Here is a 17,658-nt window from a genome sequence, read left to right as displayed (position 1 = left end):
AATATAATATAAATATACTATATAAAGGAACAGAACTTTTAAAATAAAAACAAAATAATAGGTGATCTTTTGAAAATAATTGTTGATGGGTCAAATGTAGCATATTATGGACAAGAAGCAAATGAAGAAACAGGAAAAGTTACACCCAGCTTAAAAACATTAAAAGTTGCAATAAGTACCCTTGAAAAGTTAGGACATGAACCTATAGTTCTATCTGATGCACCATTACGACATGAAATTGATGATAAAGATGGCTTTAATGAAATGATCCAAAATGAAGAAGTATTCCCAGTACCTGCTGGAACAATAGCAGATCATTACATATTAAACCTAGCATATGAAGAAGATGCAAAAATATTATCAAATGATTTGTTTAGAGACTATAGAGACGAATTTCAAGATATTGATAGTAAAAGACTACCATACAGGGTTAAAAATGGACGTTTCCAAATAGGAAAACCAGCACCTCCTAAAAAAGTAAAAAACATACTTCAAAAAATCTGTTCCAAATCATTAAATGAATTTGAAAAAAGAGGATTTGATGTATACAAATCTAAAAAAAATAGAAAATTCTCAGGATTAGCTGTAGCCCAAGAAGCTATAAACAGAGTAAGTGATGAAGACGAAAATGAAATTGATTCAAAACTAGAAAACTTATTCCTTAAAATACCAATATTAAATAAAATGGTATCCTTTGTAGATGAAGGTATGGAAGAATCAGATTTTCTAATATTTGTACTTGTAAATCCTAAAGATTATAAAGAAGCAGTACGTAATGCTGGAACAATAGCAGTAACAGTACGTAACAAATTAAATCTAGATCATTCACCACTAGTAGCTGTGAGAAATGATTTATTTACAAGACCAGGAACATTCGAATTAAACATAATATACTCTGATGAAATACTAGAAGAATCACCATACAACTTAGATATAATAATAAACGATGCAGACTACTCATTTATAAAACATAACTCTAGAAACATAGCAAGTACACTAGCAGCAAGACTTGGAACTTGGAAATTCCCTGTAGTATCTGTAAAACCAAGTATGCTTATGGAAAAACAAGGACAATATGAAATCTCTATAGAACGTGGAGGTAAAAGATAAATGGCTTTTAACGGATTATTAAAAAGCCTTTTCAGTCGTCTTCTAAACAAAAGAGTGGTTAGTATAGGTACAAATTACTTTGCAACTACTGATTTAGAAACAGAATATGTTTCACTAATAAACCTAACCAAAACAATGCTTATAGAAATAGAACCTGCAAATATAAACAGCAGAAGTATATTTCAAAACCTTGAACGAGAAATAGACCAACGAGACTTACCCCTAAACAGGAAATTTGTTGAAATAAAACCAGCAGATGATGATGTTAATGAATATGCACTACTAAGTAATATCATCATGGGAAATGACCGTTACCTATACATAGAACTCCTAGAGCGAGCCCCACTCATAAATACATTTGCAAAAATGATAGAAGTAGTAGATGGAGAAATTATTGAAAAAGGTAGAACGGAAATTGTTGCACTCATGCCTTCTAAAAAAGAAGGAATAAGAATAGCAATTAAAATAATAGCCCTTGGAATGCAACAAGGTATAAATGTAAGAGCAGCAGTAGGAATGACAGGAGCTGCATCAATAGAACGTGCAATAGAAATGAATGCAGCAATAGGACCAATATCAGGAGTAGGATTCACTAAATTAGGTGGAGAATATGGTGTAATCTTTGAAGAAGTTCCTACTGTAGAAAGAGTAGAATTAACACCACTTCCTGTAGATAACTTCATGTACATAGATGCAAAAGACTCAACAGGATTCATTTCAGAATATGGAAAAGATAAACTCATCGAAATAATGAATGATATTAATACATATATTGAAAATGAAAGCCAAGGCAAAATAGAAGGCTACCGTGTAGGTGGAGATGACCTTATCATCAACTACCCGAACAAATCCATAGCCATAAAAACAGGATTGGATTGTGCATGGTATGCTCTAAATAATGGATTAAACTTAAGAATAGGAATAGGAAATAGTAGAAGAGAAGCAGGAGAAAATGCTCATCTAACTGATGATTTACAAATAAGACATGATACACCATCAGTAGTATTTGACTTAGCAAATGGAAAATATGCATACTATATTCCAACAGAATTCACAAGATCATCCATAGACTACATATCAAATAAATCAGGAACACTCATCGCAGTATTTATATTCATATTCATTATGACAATACTTGGATGGAACACTGGAAATGCATGGCTCGGACTAATTGCAATGATAATATCACTTATTGCAGTAGTAGCCACAGGAGACTAGAGGAGGTAATATTATTAGTTCAAGTACAAACTCAAAAATGTTCCTCATAATAATAGTAGGAATACTAGCTATGATCTGTGGAACAGTAGGTGCAACAGTCATCCATTTTGAAACACCTGATTTAAGTGACATGTTCAATAGTGATGATAACAACACGACAAATACAACACTAAACAATACAACAAACACTACAAATAATACAACATACACAACTACTAAGAAAACTACAACTACTAAGAAAAATAGTAATTCAAATAATTATAGTAGTAATTCCAAAAATAGAACTAATAGTAGTTCTAATAATGGTTTAAATAGTAATAACACTCATAAAAACAACACATAGTTTTTATCTATGAAAAATTAATTCTTATTTTTATTTTTTTAAAAAGAAGAGATATTTCAAATTTATTTTTTTTATGAAAATCATAAGATTTTTTCCCTAAGTTAATATTTTAAAGTGTGATTAATTATGAAAATTTTAGAAGATGGTATATGTTCCATTAGTAGTATTAAAGCTAGTGGATATAGAGAAGGTAAATATGGTGTTACCATATTGTATCATGAAAATTCAACTGCTGCTGCAGTATTTACAACAAATAAAGTTTATGCAGCTCCAATTGATATTACAAGAAAACATTTAGAAGATGGTAATATTTCTGCTGTTATTGTTAACAGTGGTAATGCTAATTGTTATACAAAAGAAGATGGTATTAAAAAGGGTTTAGAATTAGCTCAACTTGTTGCTGATGACTTAAGTATTCCATTAGAAGATGTTGCTGTTGCTTCTACTGGTGTTATTGGTAGACAAATGCCTATGGATATTATTAAACCTGTTGCTATTGAATCTCTAGGTAGACTTGGTAATAGTAGACAACATGCTAGTGATGCGGCTAATGCTATTCTTACAACAGATACTGTTACTAAGGAATGTGCTGTTGAAGCTTCATTAAATGATGGTACAGTTTTTCGTGTAGCTGGTATGTGTAAGGGTTCTGGTATGATTGCACCTAATATGGGTACTATGCTTGGATTTATTACTACTAATCTTAAAATTAATAAGAATACATTACAAGAAGCCCTTCGTGAAAGTGTTAAAAAGTCATTTAACATGGTTGTTGTTGATGGTGATGAAAGTACTAATGACACAGTTCTAGTTATGAGTACTAATGAAATTGAAGCAGAAATTGATGAAAACTTCCAAGAAGCACTTGATTATGTTTGTATTAGTCTTGCTAAGCAGATTGCTAAGGATGGTGAAGGTGCTAAGAAGTTTATGGAAGTTGTCTGTGAAGGTGCTAAATCATTAGATGATGCTATACTAGTATCTAAAAGTGTAGTATCTTCAAGTTTAGTTAAAACTGCTCTTGCTGGTGCTGATCCTAATTGGGGTCGTATTATTAGTGCTATGGGTTATTCTGGTGTAGATTTTGACCCTGATAATGTATCTATTAGTATAGGTTCTGGTAATGAAACTGTTGTTATTGTTGATAAAGGTGATGTTAAAACATATAGTAATCCAGAACAACTTGAAAAAGCAGAAGAGTTAATGGGTAAAAAAGATATTGTAATTACTGTTAATTTACATGATGGTGATGCAAGTACTACAGCATATGGTTGTGATTTAACATATGATTATGTTAGAATTAATGCTGAGTATACTACATAAGTGAGTTTAGTAAATAAAGGATTTGTGAGAATAATGGTTGAACAAGAACAATTAGATATTAGTAATGTTTTAATTGAAGCATTACCTTATATTAAGAAATTTCATGATAAGAAGATTATGATTAAGTATGGTGGCCATGCTATGATTGATGAAAATGCTATGAGTTCTACTGCAAGAGATACAGTATTACTTAAGTATGTAGGTATGCAACCTATCGTTGTTCATGGTGGTGGACCAGAAATATCAAGATCTATGGATAAAATGGGTAAAGAAGCCAAATTTATTGGTGGTCTTAGAGTTACTGATGAAGAAACTATGGAAATTGTTAAAATGGTTTTAGTTGGTAAAATTAATACTGAAATTGTTTCAAAGATTGGTTTACATGGTGGTAAAAGTTTAGGTATTTCAGGAAAAGATGATTTTTTACTTGAATCTTCTAAAAAAGCACCTACTAAAATTAGACATGAAAATGGTGAAATTCTTGAAGTAGATTTAGGTTATGTTGGTAAAATTGACCGTGTTAACAGTGGAATTATTGATGATTTAACAACAAAGAATTACATTCCTGTTATTTCACCTATTGGTATTGATCAAAATGGAAATACACTTAACTTAAATGCAGATACTGTTGCAGGATCTATTGCTTCAGAAGTTGATGCTGAGAAATTAATTGTTTTAACTGATGTTCCTGGTATATTAACAGACCCTAATGACCCTGAAAGTATTATTAGACGTATTCGTGTGGATGAATTAAAAGAATTAGTTAAAGAAGGTATTATTACAGGTGGTATGATTCCTAAAGTTGAAACTTGTATTAATGCTGTGGAAAATGGAGTTAAAACGGCCCATATTTTAGATGGTAGAATTAATCATTCTATTCTTCTTGAAATTTTCACAAAGCATGGTATTGGTACTATGATTAGAGAATAGATACATCCTTATTTAACCACCATATTTACTTTTTTTTATAATTATTTTACATTAAAAAATTGAGTTTGTTATTATGAAATCCGTTAAATTAACAGATAATGAAATTAAACGTTTTAACAATATTACACGTAGTTTACATCATGAAAAACCTCACCAGTATGAAAGTGTTCGTATAAAAGATGGTCGGATTATTTTTATTTTATATAATTCTAAAAAGCTAGTTTATAATGAAAATAGTCAGACATTAACTTTATTATCTAAAATTTTAGAACAAAAAGAATATATATCACATGCCACACACACCAATTATCAAAATAACTATAATAATTCGAGTATTTCATTCAATAACTATGAGTTTACCATAGGTTCTGATGAAACTGGTAAGGGCGAATGGTATGGTCCTTTAGTTGTTAGTGCTGTAGCTACCTCATATGATGAAAATTTAGAGTTAAAGCAAATTGGTGTTAAGGATAGTAAAAAACTATCTAGAAATGAAATAAAAAGATTATACTCTGAAATTAAAAATTTGAACATAATACATGAAACTATTGTTCTTAAACCTTTTAGCTACAATAAACTATATCATAAATTTACTAGTGAAGGTAAAAACCTTAATCATTTACTAGCTTATCTTCATTCTAAGGTAATAACTAGTTTACTTGCCCAAATTCAAACAAGTGATGTACTTGTAATTATTGATAAATTTGATTATAAAAAGATGAACCAATACTTAGATATTAATAAAAATATTGATGTTATTCAGGAAAGTAATGGTGAGCGATATATTCCAGTTGCAGCAAGTAGTATTATAGCTAAGTATCATTATGAAAAGACATTAATGGAACTTGAAGAAAGATATCATGTGAATTTATCTAAGAAAACTAAGCCTAAAAACATTGATCGAAATATTCTAAGTAATGTTGCAAAGACCCATTTTAAAAATATTAAACCATACATCTAAAGAAAGTAGTTATGATAAAAAAATTAATATTTGAATAATTAAAAAATCATACAATAAAAAGAGTAATTTATCATTTAAGTATTATTAAAATAGAATGTAAAATAAATATTTCTTATTGAATTATTTAAATACTGAAATTAATAGTAATTCATATAGATTTCATGAAAAATAAATAAGTTTTTTTTACAAAATATCCCATATATAAAAAAGATTAACTTATACTATTTAAAAATATAATAAATACTAATAAATTTCTTCTTAAACTAAAATATAAATAAATAAAGAGGAGTATGAAATATGAGTAAAATAGATGTAGCAATTATTGGTGCTAGTGGATACACTGGTGGAGAATTAATGAGAATATTACTTAGACATCCAAAAGTAAACATAACTACTGTAACAAGTCGTAAAAATGAAGGAGAAAATGTATCAAATTTACATCCAAATTTAGAAGATGTAGATTTAGAATTTACAAACCCTGAAACTAGTGATGTAGATGCTGATGTTGTATTTAGTGCACTTCCACATGGTGCTTCAATGAAATTAGTACCAGACTACTTAAATAACGGTTCTAAAGTAATTGATTTAAGTGGTGATTTTAGATTTAGTGATGTTAATGTATATGAAAAATGGTATGGTATTAAACATTTACATCCTGAATTAAATGCTGTATTTGGTTTACCAGAAATTAATCGTGAACAAATAAAAGATGCTAATTTAATTGCAAATCCCGGTTGTTTCCCAACAGGTGCTATTCTTTCAAGTCTTCCTATTGTGGAGAATCAATTAGTTGATAGAATTATTCTTGACAGTAAAAGTGGAGTTAGTGGAGCTGGTGTTAAACCTAATGCAAATACACATTATCCTACTTGTTCTGATAATATTAAGCCATATTCTATAGCAAACCATAGACATACACCTGAAATTAGAGAACAACTTAGAAACTTTGGTGATAAAAAGGTTAAAGTATCATTTACACCTCATCTTGTACCAGTTATTAGAGGAATTATTACAACAAACCATAGTTTCCTATTAAAAAATGATGTTTCAGCTGACGATGTATATAACTTATACAAGGAATACTATAACGATGAACCATTTGTTAAAGTATTAAAAGATAATAAAATTCCTCTTCTTGCTAGTGTAAGAGGATCTAATTATTGTCAAATTGGTGGTATTTCTTTAGATGATGAGAATCAACTAGTTGTTATATCTGCTATTGATAATCTTGTTAAAGGTGCTTCTGGTCAAGCAATACAAAACATGAATATTATGTTTGGTTTTAATGAAACAGAAGGATTAAAAGAATTAGGATTATATCCATAAGTATAAAAAGAAAAGCAATCTAATAAGAAATATACATAATATAGGTGATTAATATGACAGATCTTGTAATTTACTATAGTAGAACAAATAATACAAAACTAGTTGCAGATACTATTGCTAATGAAAAAGATGCAAAATTAGTAGAAGTACACGACAAAAAAAATAGAAATGGTGCTCTTCAATACATGATAGGTGCTTTTGACGCAATGCGAGGTAAATCAACAACTATTGAATATGAAGCTATTGACCTTGCTAGTTATGATACAGTTTATATTGGAACTCCTGTATGGGCATCTAAACCTGCACCTGCAATTACTGAATTTATCAAAGTAAATGATTTTAATGGTGTGAATGTTATACTATTTGCCACTATGGGTAGTCAAGGTGGAAATCAAACTATTGAAACTATGGGTAAACTCATTGAAGAAAAAGGTGGAAATGTTATTAGATCTTTTGCAATTGCTGTGAAAAATAATGATCTTAAAAAATTAACTATGGATGCTTTAAATGATTAATTAATCATTTTTTTTACTATTTTTTTATTATTATTCATATGAATTATATTATATGTAATGTAATATTACAATCCCTTTTATTTTAGGCCATCCTAAAAACATATATATATAAATTTAGGCATAACTAAAGATAGAAGAAAAAAATAAAATAAAATATTTTTAATTTTGAAAATAACTTGAAATTTAATTTAAAAATTTTAAATAATATTATTTAAATTGGATAAAACAAATAATAATACTAGATAACTAACAACATTGAAAAAGGAGTTGAAAAAACAGTTAAAATAAAAATTATTAGAAAACATAAAATACATTTTTTAATAGTTTGTTAATACACGAAACAATATGAAAATTAATTCAAAAAAAAAGTAGTGAAATAAAAAATAAAAAATATAATACATTAAACGGGGAGGAGTGATGATGAGAAGTTTAATTATATTTTATTCAAGAACAGGAAAAACCCTAACTGTTGCAAACACAATAAAAGAAGCATTAGGTTCACATGTAAAAGAAATAACTGATTTTACCACAAATCGAAGTGTACTTGACTATATGTTTACTAGTGTAATCGATTCAGCTAGTATAAATCCTAGAAAAGTAGATATTGATTATTATGAAACAATTTTTATAGGAACACCTGTATGGATTGGTGCAATGACTCCTGCTATAAAGAAAATTATAGATAATATAGATTTCAAAAATAAAAATGTAATCTTATTTAATACCTATAAAAAAATAGGTGAAGATATTGCTATGAAACGAATGGCAAAACTAGTAAAAAAACATAATGGTAATGTCATAGGTGGCTTTTCTGTCCCAACAATAGGTACTAATGAAGATATCATTGATTATACTACTTTAGCATTAGAAGAATTTAATCTAGTATAAACTAATAAATGGAGTTAATTAAACATGGCTGTTTTAGTTACATATTCAACAAATAATAAAACCAAAATTGTTTCAGAATTTCTAGCTAATCGTGTGAATGCAGATTGTATTGAAATAAAAGATTTAAATATAAAAAAAGGATTTTTTAATAATATACGAAATAATTATAATGCATTACGATCTAAAAAAACAGACATTAATCCAGAAGTAATAGATTTAGAAAAATATAATCTCATATTAATAGGAACTCCAACAATACTAGGTAATCCTTCCCCTGCAATATTAACCCTTATTGAAAATTGTAATTTTAAAAATAAAGATGTTATCATATTTACTACAACACATACCACTCAGGGTCATAGTGTGTTAAATGAAATGAAAAAAAGTATTGAACTTAAAGGTGGAAGAATAATTAATGCATTTATTATAAGAGTTAATGATAAATCTAAAGAGGATATAATAAAATCTACATTACGGGTAATCTATGAATTAGATTTAGATTTATATCTATGATTAATTATTAAAAAAAATATAAAAAATAGAATTAGAAAAATTTAGTATTTTTCTTTTAACCTATTCTTAATTTGATTCCATACAACTTGTTCTTCACCACAACCAGTGACAATTATATATTTATATTCTGATTTTTCAATTAAATCCATAATTCCTGTAATTCTTTTTTCAAAATTATAGTCTATCGCACTGAATTCTACATTTGTATTTAGTAATTTAATTTGATTAAAATAATTTTCTGCTGCTTTTACTGATACTCTTCCAGGAACTACTGTGATTTTTGATGGATTTAATTGTTTTAATGTATTTAAATGGTCTTCAAAGATTTCTTCTTCATGTTCATCAGGAGTACAATATATAAATTCAAAATTATTTTCTGAAATTATATCTTTCATAAATGTTGAATTTACTTTCAAAGCATCACCATTATCTCCTTGACCAATACCTATTATTTTACCAGGAATTTCAAATATTTCAAAACGTCCTGGAGGTAATATTGTAAAATCCAATGAATTAAAATAATTTTCAACATTTACTTCTATATTTTCAGGTAGTGGTGTAAAACAGGAATATGCCGTTATTGATGCTAATACATTATATACATTATACACACCAAATAAAGGTAATTTAAAACTTACATTAAATGATACATCTTTTTTGACTGTGTAATTGTATACATTACCTTCAACACTTAGATTCATATTATTTTCATCTATTTTAAAGTTAGTTAAACATACATCAGGTTTATTTCGACTAAATCCACAATCACAGAAATATATTCCTCTTTGATTTACATAGTTATGAGTATATTTTAATGTTTTACCACAACTTGGACATTGAATTGTTTCTGGAACAAAAATATCTTTCACATGTTCTGTACAAATACCATAATATATTACATGAAGATCATTTTCTTTATTTTGACCAATATAACAAGTATTTGGATCATCTGCATTTACTACTGCAAGACCATCTTTCATTTCTTGTGATAATAATGTTTTTGCTTTTATATAGTCATTGAATGAATTTTTAACTCCTAATACTTGTGTATGTTCTCTAGAAATATTAGTATAGATTACTCCATTAGGTTTAAGATATTTTTGAACTTTATCTGGTTGTCCATGTTTAATATCTCGTATACCATATTCAAATACACCAATATTTGATTTTTTTGAAAGTAATGATGTTGTTAATGCATAAACTGTGTTATTATCTACGCTTTTTGAAATATTTGTATCATTAGATAGAAGATCAATAATCATTGTTGTGGTTGTTGTTTTACCATTAGTTCCAGTTATTAATATAGAACCGTTTTGTAATTGATCATCTGCTAAATCACTTAAATGATTAATACCAGCATATTTTAGAAAGACATATCCAGGATATGATTTACCACCAGTAGGTAATATTTTAAATAAATTATAAGTAAATTTACCCATTAACTTAGATAATCTATATTTAACAGTTTTACTAATTTCTACCCACCCCTTTTTTATATTATTAAATTAATTTATTAGAGTCATAGTCAAAAGTCCATATGTAATACTATTTCATAATTTTTGAAGATAACTCACAATTAGTTCCACTAGTTTTTTTAATAGTATTTTGTATATTTATTATAATATAAAATATTATAAACTAATATAATTTATTCTAAATATTTATATATTGTTTAATTACGAACTTCATTTTAAGAATTATGAGTCATTTTACATGTTAAATTTTATTTTAAATGTGAACTAACTGAAATAAAGGAGATGCAATGATTTAAATAGAATCAGTATTACTCTTAAAATTCAAAAAGTAGTTTTGACTGACATTCATTATAAGTTTTATAATAAAAAATATATATACTTTAATTTAATCAGTTGAATTTCTACAACAAGATAGATAATAATTAAATAATAACCCTAAAATAAACTATATAACTCCAACAAATAAAATAAGCAGTTAAATATATCTAAAAATGAATTCTATGAATTCAATAGAGTTAACACATTTTATCTAATTTAAAAAAAAACTTAATTAAATAATTCTTTAAAAAAACTATATTTAATTTTATATATCTTTAAAAATATAATTAAAATTATAATAAATTATCCAAAAAACAATAATTTTGGAAACATACAAAATTAAAATCATTAAATGGAGATAAATAATGGTAAATATAGTTAATTATATTACACGCCAATCTCATAAACCACTGATTTTAATTCCAATAATTTTAATGATACTTTCCCTTTTATATCTAGGTGTCTTTGGATTAAATGAAGGCATAGATTTAAAAGGAGGTACCTTAGTCACAGTGGAACTAAAACAACCTATGACTGAAACTGAAATTACAAATACAGTCCAAAATGGATTAGGTGTAACTGATGTTGAAACATCACTTTCAGATAATACTGCAATTATCACAATATCTGGTGATGTTGACCAAGTTAATTTTGAAGAACTATTTAGTACTCAATTTAACATTCTAAGTTTCAGAAGTGTAGGTGCTTTACTTAGTAATGCTGCAATGACTCAAATTATTTATGCATTATTATTTGCATTTATATTTATGGCTGGAACTGTATTCTATGTATTTAGAGATTTAGTTCCATCAGTAGCTATTATATTATCTGCAGTATGTAACTTATCTGTAGCAGTTGGTAGTATGTCATTATTTGGAATACCTTTATCAATTGCAAGTGTAGGTGCATTATTAATGCTTATAGGGTATGGAGTAGATACAGATATTCTTCTAACTACACGTTTACTAAAACGAAGAGAAGGTAGTTTAGAAGATCGTGCAGAAGATGCGTTAAAAACAGGTGTTACATTAACATTTGCAGCTCTAGCTGCAATGATTGTATTATTTGTTGTAGTTAAATTATTTATTCCAACAGCCCAAGTACTTGAAGATATATCTGCAGTACTTATCATGGGATTAATATCAGATTTATTATCCACATGGTTTATGAACCTAGGTATACTTAAATGGCACATGGAACGAGGTGGTCACAATTAAAGAAGCTACTAGACAATTCTTAAAAAGACCACGAACAATAATTTTAATAGTACTTCTTATTGCTAGTGTAGCTGCAGTAGCAGGATTTGGTCTTCAAGAAGGACTAGATCTTGCAGGAGGTTCTATGATACAACTTCACCTAGAAGAACCTGTTGATCAAGATACTATGACCACAGTAACTGCAGTACTTGATAAAAGATTAAATGCATTTGGTATTAGTGATGTTAAAGTAAGACAAAGTGGAGACCAAGATGTTATTGTTGAAATAGCAGGTATTCAACCAGAAGAAGTTAAAAATATTATTAGTACTCCTGGTAAATTTGAAGCAAAAATAAATGGTGAAACAGCCCTTAGTGGTTCAGATATTACTAGTGTATCTGCAGCAGAAGTAACAGGTACACAATGGAAAGTACCATTTACAGTATCTACAGAAGCAGCAAATAAATTCGCAGAAGTAGCTAAAGGACAAGCAGGAGCTTCAGTAGAAATGTACCTTGATGATGAACTTATCTCATCACCACAACTAGATGCTGGATTAGCTAATGGTGTAGGTTCAACAGAAATAGAAGTATCTGGTGGAGAACAATCAAAAGAAGAAGCTCAAGAAAAAGCAACAGATATCCACACTGTTCTTGAATCAGGTGCATTACCAGTGAAACTTTCAATTAGTGGAGTTAATAGTGTATCAGCAGAACTTGGTTCTCAATTTGAAACAGGTGCATTAATTGCAGGTGTACTAGCATTAATTGCTATTGTAATAGTTGTAACTATTAAATATAAATCACCATCCCTTATTGTACCAATCATAGTAACTAGTTTATCAGAATTAGTTATTATTTTAGGATTTGCAGCTGTAACACACTGGAATTTAGATTTAGCAGCAATTGCAGGTATAATTGCATCGATTGGTACTGGTGTAGATGACCAGATTGTTATGACTGATGAAGTACTTGCAAGACAAGATAGAAGTAATAGAAAAAATATTGTTAAAACAAGAATTAAAGATGCATTCTTCATAGTATATGCTTCAGCAGGTACTTTAATTGCTGCAATGTTACCTTTAGCTTATATTGGATTTTCAAGAGGTGCTACAGGTATTGGTATGCTTACTGGTTTTGCAGTAACAACTGTTGTAGGTGTTATTGTAGGTATATTTATAACAAGACCAGTATTTGCAGATTACATGGAAACATTCCTTGTTAAAAGTCCTAAAAAACAAATGATGTCTGGAAAAACAAAGACCAATAAACCTAAGAAAAATAAGAAAAAAGGTAGAAAAACTATTGCAAGAGAAGAAGCTGAAAAAAATAAAAAAAATAGACGATAGCTTCTAATCTACCTTTTCTTTTTTTAAAGAATATACAGAATTTTAAATTAAACTACTTATTTTATAGTTAACTGATTTTATAATACTAACTTCTAAATATTAAGAAAAACTAATTTTATATATATGTTAAATAAAGATCATCCAAGATATCAATCATTAGTATATAGGGATAAAATAGTAAAAGCACACAAACAAGGAATTCTAGCAGATTCAGGTATGATTGCTCATGGTAGAGGTGAAACCTTTGATTATTTAATTGGTGAAAAAACCACCCCTAATTCACAAAATACAATTGATATAGCAGCATGTTATTTTTTAACAAGTAAAAACCCTGTTTTATCAGTGAATGGTAATACTACTGCACTAGTATCTAAAGAAGTAGCAGAATTATCTAAATTATTAGATATTCCTGTTGAAATCAACTTATATTACAGAACACCTGAAAGAATTAGAAATATTGAAAAAGTATACAATAATTTAGGTGTTAAAGAATTACTTGGTACTGACGATGATGATTTTATAGATACACCTAACCTGAATGGTCCAAGATCACCTGTGAGTATAGAAGGAATTAGAAAAGCTGATTTAGTATTCATACCCCTTGAAGATGGTGATAGAGCAGAGAAACTAAGTGCTCTTAATAAGAATATTATTAATATTGATTTAAACCCATTATCTAGAACTGCACAGACCTCTACAGTAACAATAGTAGATAATATTGTACGCGCAATGCCTGCTATAATTACATCAATAAATAAATACATAGATTATGATAAGAAGAATCTTCAAGAAAAAATAGATAACTTTGATAATAAAATAAACTTAAATAATGCAATTCAAGATATAATAAAAAGATTTGAATAAAATATCACGGAGTTAATTAACTTGAAAGTCTATGGAGTAACAGGCCTTCCTGGTTCAGGTAAAAGTATAATATCACGTATTGCTAAAAAAGAAGGCATACATACAATAAGTATGGGTGATGTTATACGCGAAGAAGCGGAGAAAAATAACTGTACAACAGGTGCTGCAGCAATTAATTTAAGAAAAAAATATGGAAACAATGTTGTAGCAGATAGATGTGTTAAAAAAATATTAAATCACTCCAAAAATAGAAATAATAAGAAAACAACTGTTAAAAAAATATATAAAACACATAACAATCATAATAAAAATAAGCCTGTTCCTACAAAATTCAGGAAAATAGAACAAGACATATATATAATTGAAGGAATTAGAAGTTCTTATGAAGTCAAATATTTTAAAAGATATTTTAAGAATTTCAAAATAATTGCAATACATTCTAATCAAGAATCACGATTTAATAGACTCAAACGAAGAAAAAGAAGTGATGATTCTGATGATTATAAAACATTTCTTGAAAGAGATAGACGTGAACTAAAATTTGGTATAGGTAATGTTATCTCACTAGCAGATTATATGCTCATAAATGAAGGACCAATACAAATATTTAAAAATAGTGTGAGAGCTCTGATTATAAATGAAATCAAACCAAAAAATAATTTCAGAAAATCAAACAAAAGTAAGAATAAAAGCAAAGGTAAATCCAACAGAAGACCTAAACAAAGTAAAAAGCAGTATAAAAAATATAACAACCGCAAAAAAAGCAATAGATCTAATAATAACAGACAAAATAAACGATGAATATCTTAGCATTAGTGGTGATATTTATTTACTTAATACAATTAGTTCATTAATTAAATCTAATGAAATCACAGAAGTTGCTAGTAATATACTTAATAAAAACAAGACAGAAAACTCCCTAAAATTCTATGTAAATAAACAAGCAGCATATCATAATAAATTTCATATGAGTGATGAAGATATATCTACTCTTGGAGATATTGAAGTTACAATAAAAACTATGAATCCAGATGATGTAATACATTGGATTATAAACTAATTTTTTCTAAAATAATGAATAAAAAAAAGGTATAGACTTTATTCTATACTATAATCATATTTTTCTTCAAGATGGGCTTCTTTTATAATATATGTTCCACTATCAACATGCCAATCAATTTCTACATCATCAATAACTATCCTTCTATCATACATTGGTGCATCTAAAACTAATGTTTCAGCTTCCCCACCTTCAAAAGCTGGATGAATACCATATTTTTTATTAAGAGTTATTAATTCATCAATAGCCTCTTTTGTTATTTTACGCCCTAACCAATTCTTATCTAACCCATAAGCAGACACGCCAGTTAAAATCACTTCGAAACCTAAATCAACTATTTCATTCATATAATCTATTGGATTTTGATGCCACATTGGTGATATTGATTTTAAAGATAATTTTTCACATATTTTATCAATACGTGACCTTTGATATTCAGATTCAAGAGCTCCAGTATATACTACTTCTATTCCCTTATCTTTTAATCTAGTCAACATATTTTCTAAATCATTTAATTCTTCTTCTTTTATTCCATCAGTTAATACATCAATAACAGGAATTTCCATTGCTGCAGAACAATAATCCACCATATGTATAGCAGGCACATGAAACATGTAAGATTCAGCATTACGAGAAACCATTGTTAATAGTGCATAGATTTCATCACCATTTCTTTGAGCATGGTATACCGCCATTGTACTATCTTTACCTCCTGAAAATAAAACAACTGCTTTAATATAATCACCTTAATATTTTTTCTAATACAAAGATTTGTATTTTTTAAATAATATATATTGGTTAAATATATGAAAAACAGTATTGAAAATAAATATAATTGCATGGATTATCATATATTCTTATATAATAAAATAATAGAATTAAAAATAGTTTTAAAAATTAGATATTTAAAAAAAATTATAAGAAAGTGGATAATAAATCTTAATCTTTTCTTCGTGGACGAACTTTAGGAACTTCTCGTCTATTTTCTGAAGATTTTACATTATCCCTAGTTTTCTTATTTTCTTGTTTTTGTTTAGGTTTTTTAGTTTTATTTGAAGAACGACTTAATAATCGTCCAAATCTACTTTTAGATTTCTTTTCAGATTTTTCTGGTTTTATTTTAGATTTAGGTTCTTCAACCTCATTCATTGGTTTGAATTGTTTATTAGAACCAATAGTCTGTTTTTTACTACCTTCAAATGACTCATCGAAAATATCTATAGAATCTCTTCTTGGCACATTTTTATTAGATCTTTTTCGTTTATCTGTTCCAGGAACTGTTTTTCTTTTAATTCTATCCCTAGATGATTCTTTTCTTGAATTTCGTTTTCTATCTTTTGTAAATGTAAATATTGTATCAATGAAAAATCCTGCAAGTCCCACAATTACTCCAATAACTCCTGCAAATAAAACCACATTTGTTTTATCAGGGATAAATTTATTAATTGAATTAATTTTATCCTCAGTTGGACCAGTTACATTTAAAACTACTGCTCCATTATTTGATATTGTAGACATTATTTTTGTAACATTATTTGCAGCTACTGTTGCATTAGCCTGCATTGAAGTATATCTTAAATGAGTATAAGTATGAGTACTAAATACTGAATAAATACTATTAAGAACTGATTGAGGATCACCACCAGGTGCTATTTTCACAAAGAAAGTATTATTTTCTTTTTCTTCGATACCTGTTATATTTGTATTACTACTAGTTAAAGCATTTACCAATGTAGTTTTTTCAGTATCTGAATCAAATTCTTCATCAATTTTAATATTTATACCATCATAACTTACATTTTGTACACCAGTTATGGATGATATATTTTCAATAATTTGTGTTATATTCCCATTAGTTGATAAATCCATTTCTATAATATCCGATCCATCAGTACTTTCTTCAACAATAGTACGTGTAAAATCTGGTATATCATCTACAATTGGTGAAAGTAAAAATGCTCCACCAACAAGTCCCACAATCAATCCAAGTAGAACTACTGACACTAGATTTCGTTTACCTATATATGGTGTTAAAAGTGCTGTTGAGAATACAAATATCATTGCTATAATAAATAATATCAACATTATGACAATTGTTAATGCATCCATTTTATCCACTCTCTTAAAAAAGAATAATTTTTTATTCTTTCCCAAATTTAAAATATAATCATAAATATTTTTATTAATAATCTTATTAGTATTTTATTATTAATTTTTATAAAAATAATATAATTTAATAATTAAAAGTAATTATATTATTATATATACAA

18 protein-coding genes are annotated in these 17,658 nt (G+C 27.7%); 15 read left to right on the top strand and 3 right to left on the bottom strand.

The window, feature by feature from the left end; all coding sequences use genetic code 11:
• Window positions 1–69 precede the first annotated feature (69 nt).
• The 10 genes from NL43_RS04435 to NL43_RS04390 all read left to right on the top strand — a co-directional run bounded on the left by NL43_RS04435 (window position 70) and on the right by NL43_RS04390 (window position 9,127).
• Entirely contained in the window at window positions 70–1,110 is a 1,041-nt protein-coding gene (locus NL43_RS04435; protein ID WP_069592840.1) for a Zc3h12a-like ribonuclease, read from the top strand.
• A complete protein-coding gene (locus NL43_RS04430; RefSeq protein WP_069592839.1) occupies window positions 1,111–2,328 on the top strand; it encodes a hypothetical protein in 1,218 nt (405 codons plus the stop codon). It abuts the gene before it with no gap.
• 37 nt (window positions 2,329–2,365) lie between these two features.
• The gene (locus tag NL43_RS04425) at window positions 2,366–2,671 is read left to right on the top strand and encodes a hypothetical protein (protein WP_069592838.1); all 306 of its coding nucleotides are present in this window, start codon (window positions 2,366–2,368) and stop codon (window positions 2,669–2,671) included.
• Between the two features lie 126 nt (window positions 2,672–2,797).
• On the top strand, window positions 2,798–3,994 hold the full coding sequence (gene argJ, locus NL43_RS04420; RefSeq protein ID WP_069592837.1) for a bifunctional ornithine acetyltransferase/N-acetylglutamate synthase: 1,197 nt from the start codon (window positions 2,798–2,800) through the stop codon (window positions 3,992–3,994).
• Between the two features lie 33 nt (window positions 3,995–4,027).
• Complete coding sequence (gene argB, locus NL43_RS04415; RefSeq protein WP_069592836.1) at window positions 4,028–4,924, top strand: acetylglutamate kinase; 897 nt, start codon at window positions 4,028–4,030, stop codon at window positions 4,922–4,924.
• Between the two features lie 73 nt (window positions 4,925–4,997).
• Window positions 4,998–5,885, top strand: a complete 888-nt coding sequence (locus NL43_RS04410; protein WP_069592835.1) for a ribonuclease HIII — start codon at window positions 4,998–5,000, stop codon at window positions 5,883–5,885.
• Window positions 5,886–6,182: 297 nt separating this feature from the next.
• Entirely contained in the window at window positions 6,183–7,211 is a 1,029-nt protein-coding gene (argC, locus tag NL43_RS04405; RefSeq protein ID WP_069592834.1) for an N-acetyl-gamma-glutamyl-phosphate reductase, read from the top strand.
• A 53-nt stretch (window positions 7,212–7,264) separates the two neighbouring features.
• Complete coding sequence (locus tag NL43_RS04400) at window positions 7,265–7,726, top strand: flavodoxin (protein WP_069592833.1); 462 nt, start codon at window positions 7,265–7,267, stop codon at window positions 7,724–7,726.
• A gap of 417 nt (window positions 7,727–8,143) precedes the next feature.
• Complete coding sequence (locus tag NL43_RS04395) at window positions 8,144–8,614, top strand: flavodoxin (protein WP_084790405.1); 471 nt, start codon at window positions 8,144–8,146, stop codon at window positions 8,612–8,614.
• A gap of 24 nt (window positions 8,615–8,638) precedes the next feature.
• A complete protein-coding gene (locus NL43_RS04390; RefSeq protein ID WP_069592831.1) occupies window positions 8,639–9,127 on the top strand; it encodes a flavodoxin in 489 nt (162 codons plus the stop codon).
• Between the two features lie 41 nt (window positions 9,128–9,168).
• On the opposite strand, the gene NL43_RS04385 is transcribed toward NL43_RS04390, so the two are convergent.
• Window positions 9,169–10,566: a Mur ligase family protein gene (locus NL43_RS04385; protein WP_069592830.1), complete on the bottom strand. Its 1,398-nt coding sequence runs from the start codon at window positions 10,564–10,566 to the stop codon at window positions 9,169–9,171.
• Window positions 10,567–11,285: 719 nt separating this feature from the next.
• Between NL43_RS04385 and NL43_RS04380 the strand changes: the two genes are divergently transcribed.
• The 5 genes from NL43_RS04380 to NL43_RS08435 all read left to right on the top strand — a co-directional run bounded on the left by NL43_RS04380 (window position 11,286) and on the right by NL43_RS08435 (window position 15,388).
• Window positions 11,286–12,137, top strand: a complete 852-nt coding sequence (locus NL43_RS04380) for a protein translocase subunit SecF (protein WP_069592829.1) — start codon at window positions 11,286–11,288, stop codon at window positions 12,135–12,137.
• Entirely contained in the window at window positions 12,124–13,464 is a 1,341-nt protein-coding gene (locus NL43_RS04375; protein ID WP_069592828.1) for a preprotein translocase subunit SecD, read from the top strand. The genes NL43_RS04380 and NL43_RS04375 overlap by 14 nt, the downstream gene beginning before the upstream one ends.
• 123 nt (window positions 13,465–13,587) lie before the next feature.
• The gene (locus NL43_RS04370) at window positions 13,588–14,328 is read left to right on the top strand and encodes a phosphopantothenate/pantothenate synthetase (protein ID WP_069592827.1); all 741 of its coding nucleotides are present in this window, start codon (window positions 13,588–13,590) and stop codon (window positions 14,326–14,328) included.
• A gap of 21 nt (window positions 14,329–14,349) precedes the next feature.
• A complete protein-coding gene (locus tag NL43_RS04365; RefSeq protein ID WP_069592826.1) occupies window positions 14,350–15,129 on the top strand; it encodes an AAA family ATPase in 780 nt (259 codons plus the stop codon).
• Window positions 15,014–15,388, top strand: coding sequence for an RNA-binding domain-containing protein (locus tag NL43_RS08435; RefSeq protein ID WP_241776219.1), 375 nt, complete (start codon window positions 15,014–15,016; stop codon window positions 15,386–15,388). Before NL43_RS04365 ends, NL43_RS08435 begins: the two co-directional genes overlap by 116 nt.
• Window positions 15,389–15,426: 38 nt before the next feature.
• Here the strand turns inward: NL43_RS08435 and NL43_RS04360 are convergent, their stop codons facing one another.
• Both NL43_RS04360 and NL43_RS04355 read right to left on the bottom strand, forming a co-directional pair.
• Complete coding sequence (locus NL43_RS04360; protein ID WP_069592825.1) at window positions 15,427–16,125, bottom strand: diphthine--ammonia ligase; 699 nt, start codon at window positions 16,123–16,125, stop codon at window positions 15,427–15,429.
• A gap of 202 nt (window positions 16,126–16,327) precedes the next feature.
• Window positions 16,328–17,497, bottom strand: a complete 1,170-nt coding sequence (locus tag NL43_RS04355) for a hypothetical protein (protein ID WP_069592824.1) — start codon at window positions 17,495–17,497, stop codon at window positions 16,328–16,330.
• Window positions 17,498–17,658 lie beyond the last annotated feature (161 nt).

It is taken from the genome of Methanosphaera sp. WGK6 (assembly GCF_001729965.1).
Lineage (GTDB): Archaea > Methanobacteriota > Methanobacteria > Methanobacteriales > Methanobacteriaceae > Methanosphaera.
This window is presented reverse-complemented; position numbering and strand designations above follow the sequence as displayed.

Excerpts from the sequence above, each read along its gene's own strand:
- NL43_RS04355 (WP_069592824.1), bottom strand. The coding sequence starts at position 17,497 with ATGGATGCATTAACAATTGTCATAATGTTGATATTATTTATTATAGCA.
- NL43_RS04425 (WP_069592838.1), top strand. The coding sequence starts at position 2,366 with ATGTTCCTCATAATAATAGTAGGAATACTAGCTATGATCTGTGGAACA.
- argB (WP_069592836.1), top strand. The coding sequence starts at position 4,028 with ATGGTTGAACAAGAACAATTAGATATTAGTAATGTTTTAATTGAAGCA.
- NL43_RS04400 (WP_069592833.1), top strand. The coding sequence starts at position 7,265 with ATGACAGATCTTGTAATTTACTATAGTAGAACAAATAATACAAAACTA.
- NL43_RS04410 (WP_069592835.1), top strand. The coding sequence starts at position 4,998 with ATGAAATCCGTTAAATTAACAGATAATGAAATTAAACGTTTTAACAAT.
- argJ (WP_069592837.1), top strand. The coding sequence starts at position 2,798 with ATGAAAATTTTAGAAGATGGTATATGTTCCATTAGTAGTATTAAAGCT.
- NL43_RS04385 (WP_069592830.1), bottom strand. The coding sequence starts at position 10,566 with ATGGGTAAATTTACTTATAATTTATTTAAAATATTACCTACTGGTGGT.
- NL43_RS04395 (WP_084790405.1), top strand. The coding sequence starts at position 8,144 with ATGATGAGAAGTTTAATTATATTTTATTCAAGAACAGGAAAAACCCTA.
- NL43_RS04370 (WP_069592827.1), top strand. The coding sequence starts at position 13,588 with ATGTTAAATAAAGATCATCCAAGATATCAATCATTAGTATATAGGGAT.
- NL43_RS04390 (WP_069592831.1), top strand. The coding sequence starts at position 8,639 with ATGGCTGTTTTAGTTACATATTCAACAAATAATAAAACCAAAATTGTT.
- NL43_RS04380 (WP_069592829.1), top strand. The coding sequence starts at position 11,286 with ATGGTAAATATAGTTAATTATATTACACGCCAATCTCATAAACCACTG.
- argC (WP_069592834.1), top strand. The coding sequence starts at position 6,183 with ATGAGTAAAATAGATGTAGCAATTATTGGTGCTAGTGGATACACTGGT.
- NL43_RS04430 (WP_069592839.1), top strand. The coding sequence starts at position 1,111 with ATGGCTTTTAACGGATTATTAAAAAGCCTTTTCAGTCGTCTTCTAAAC.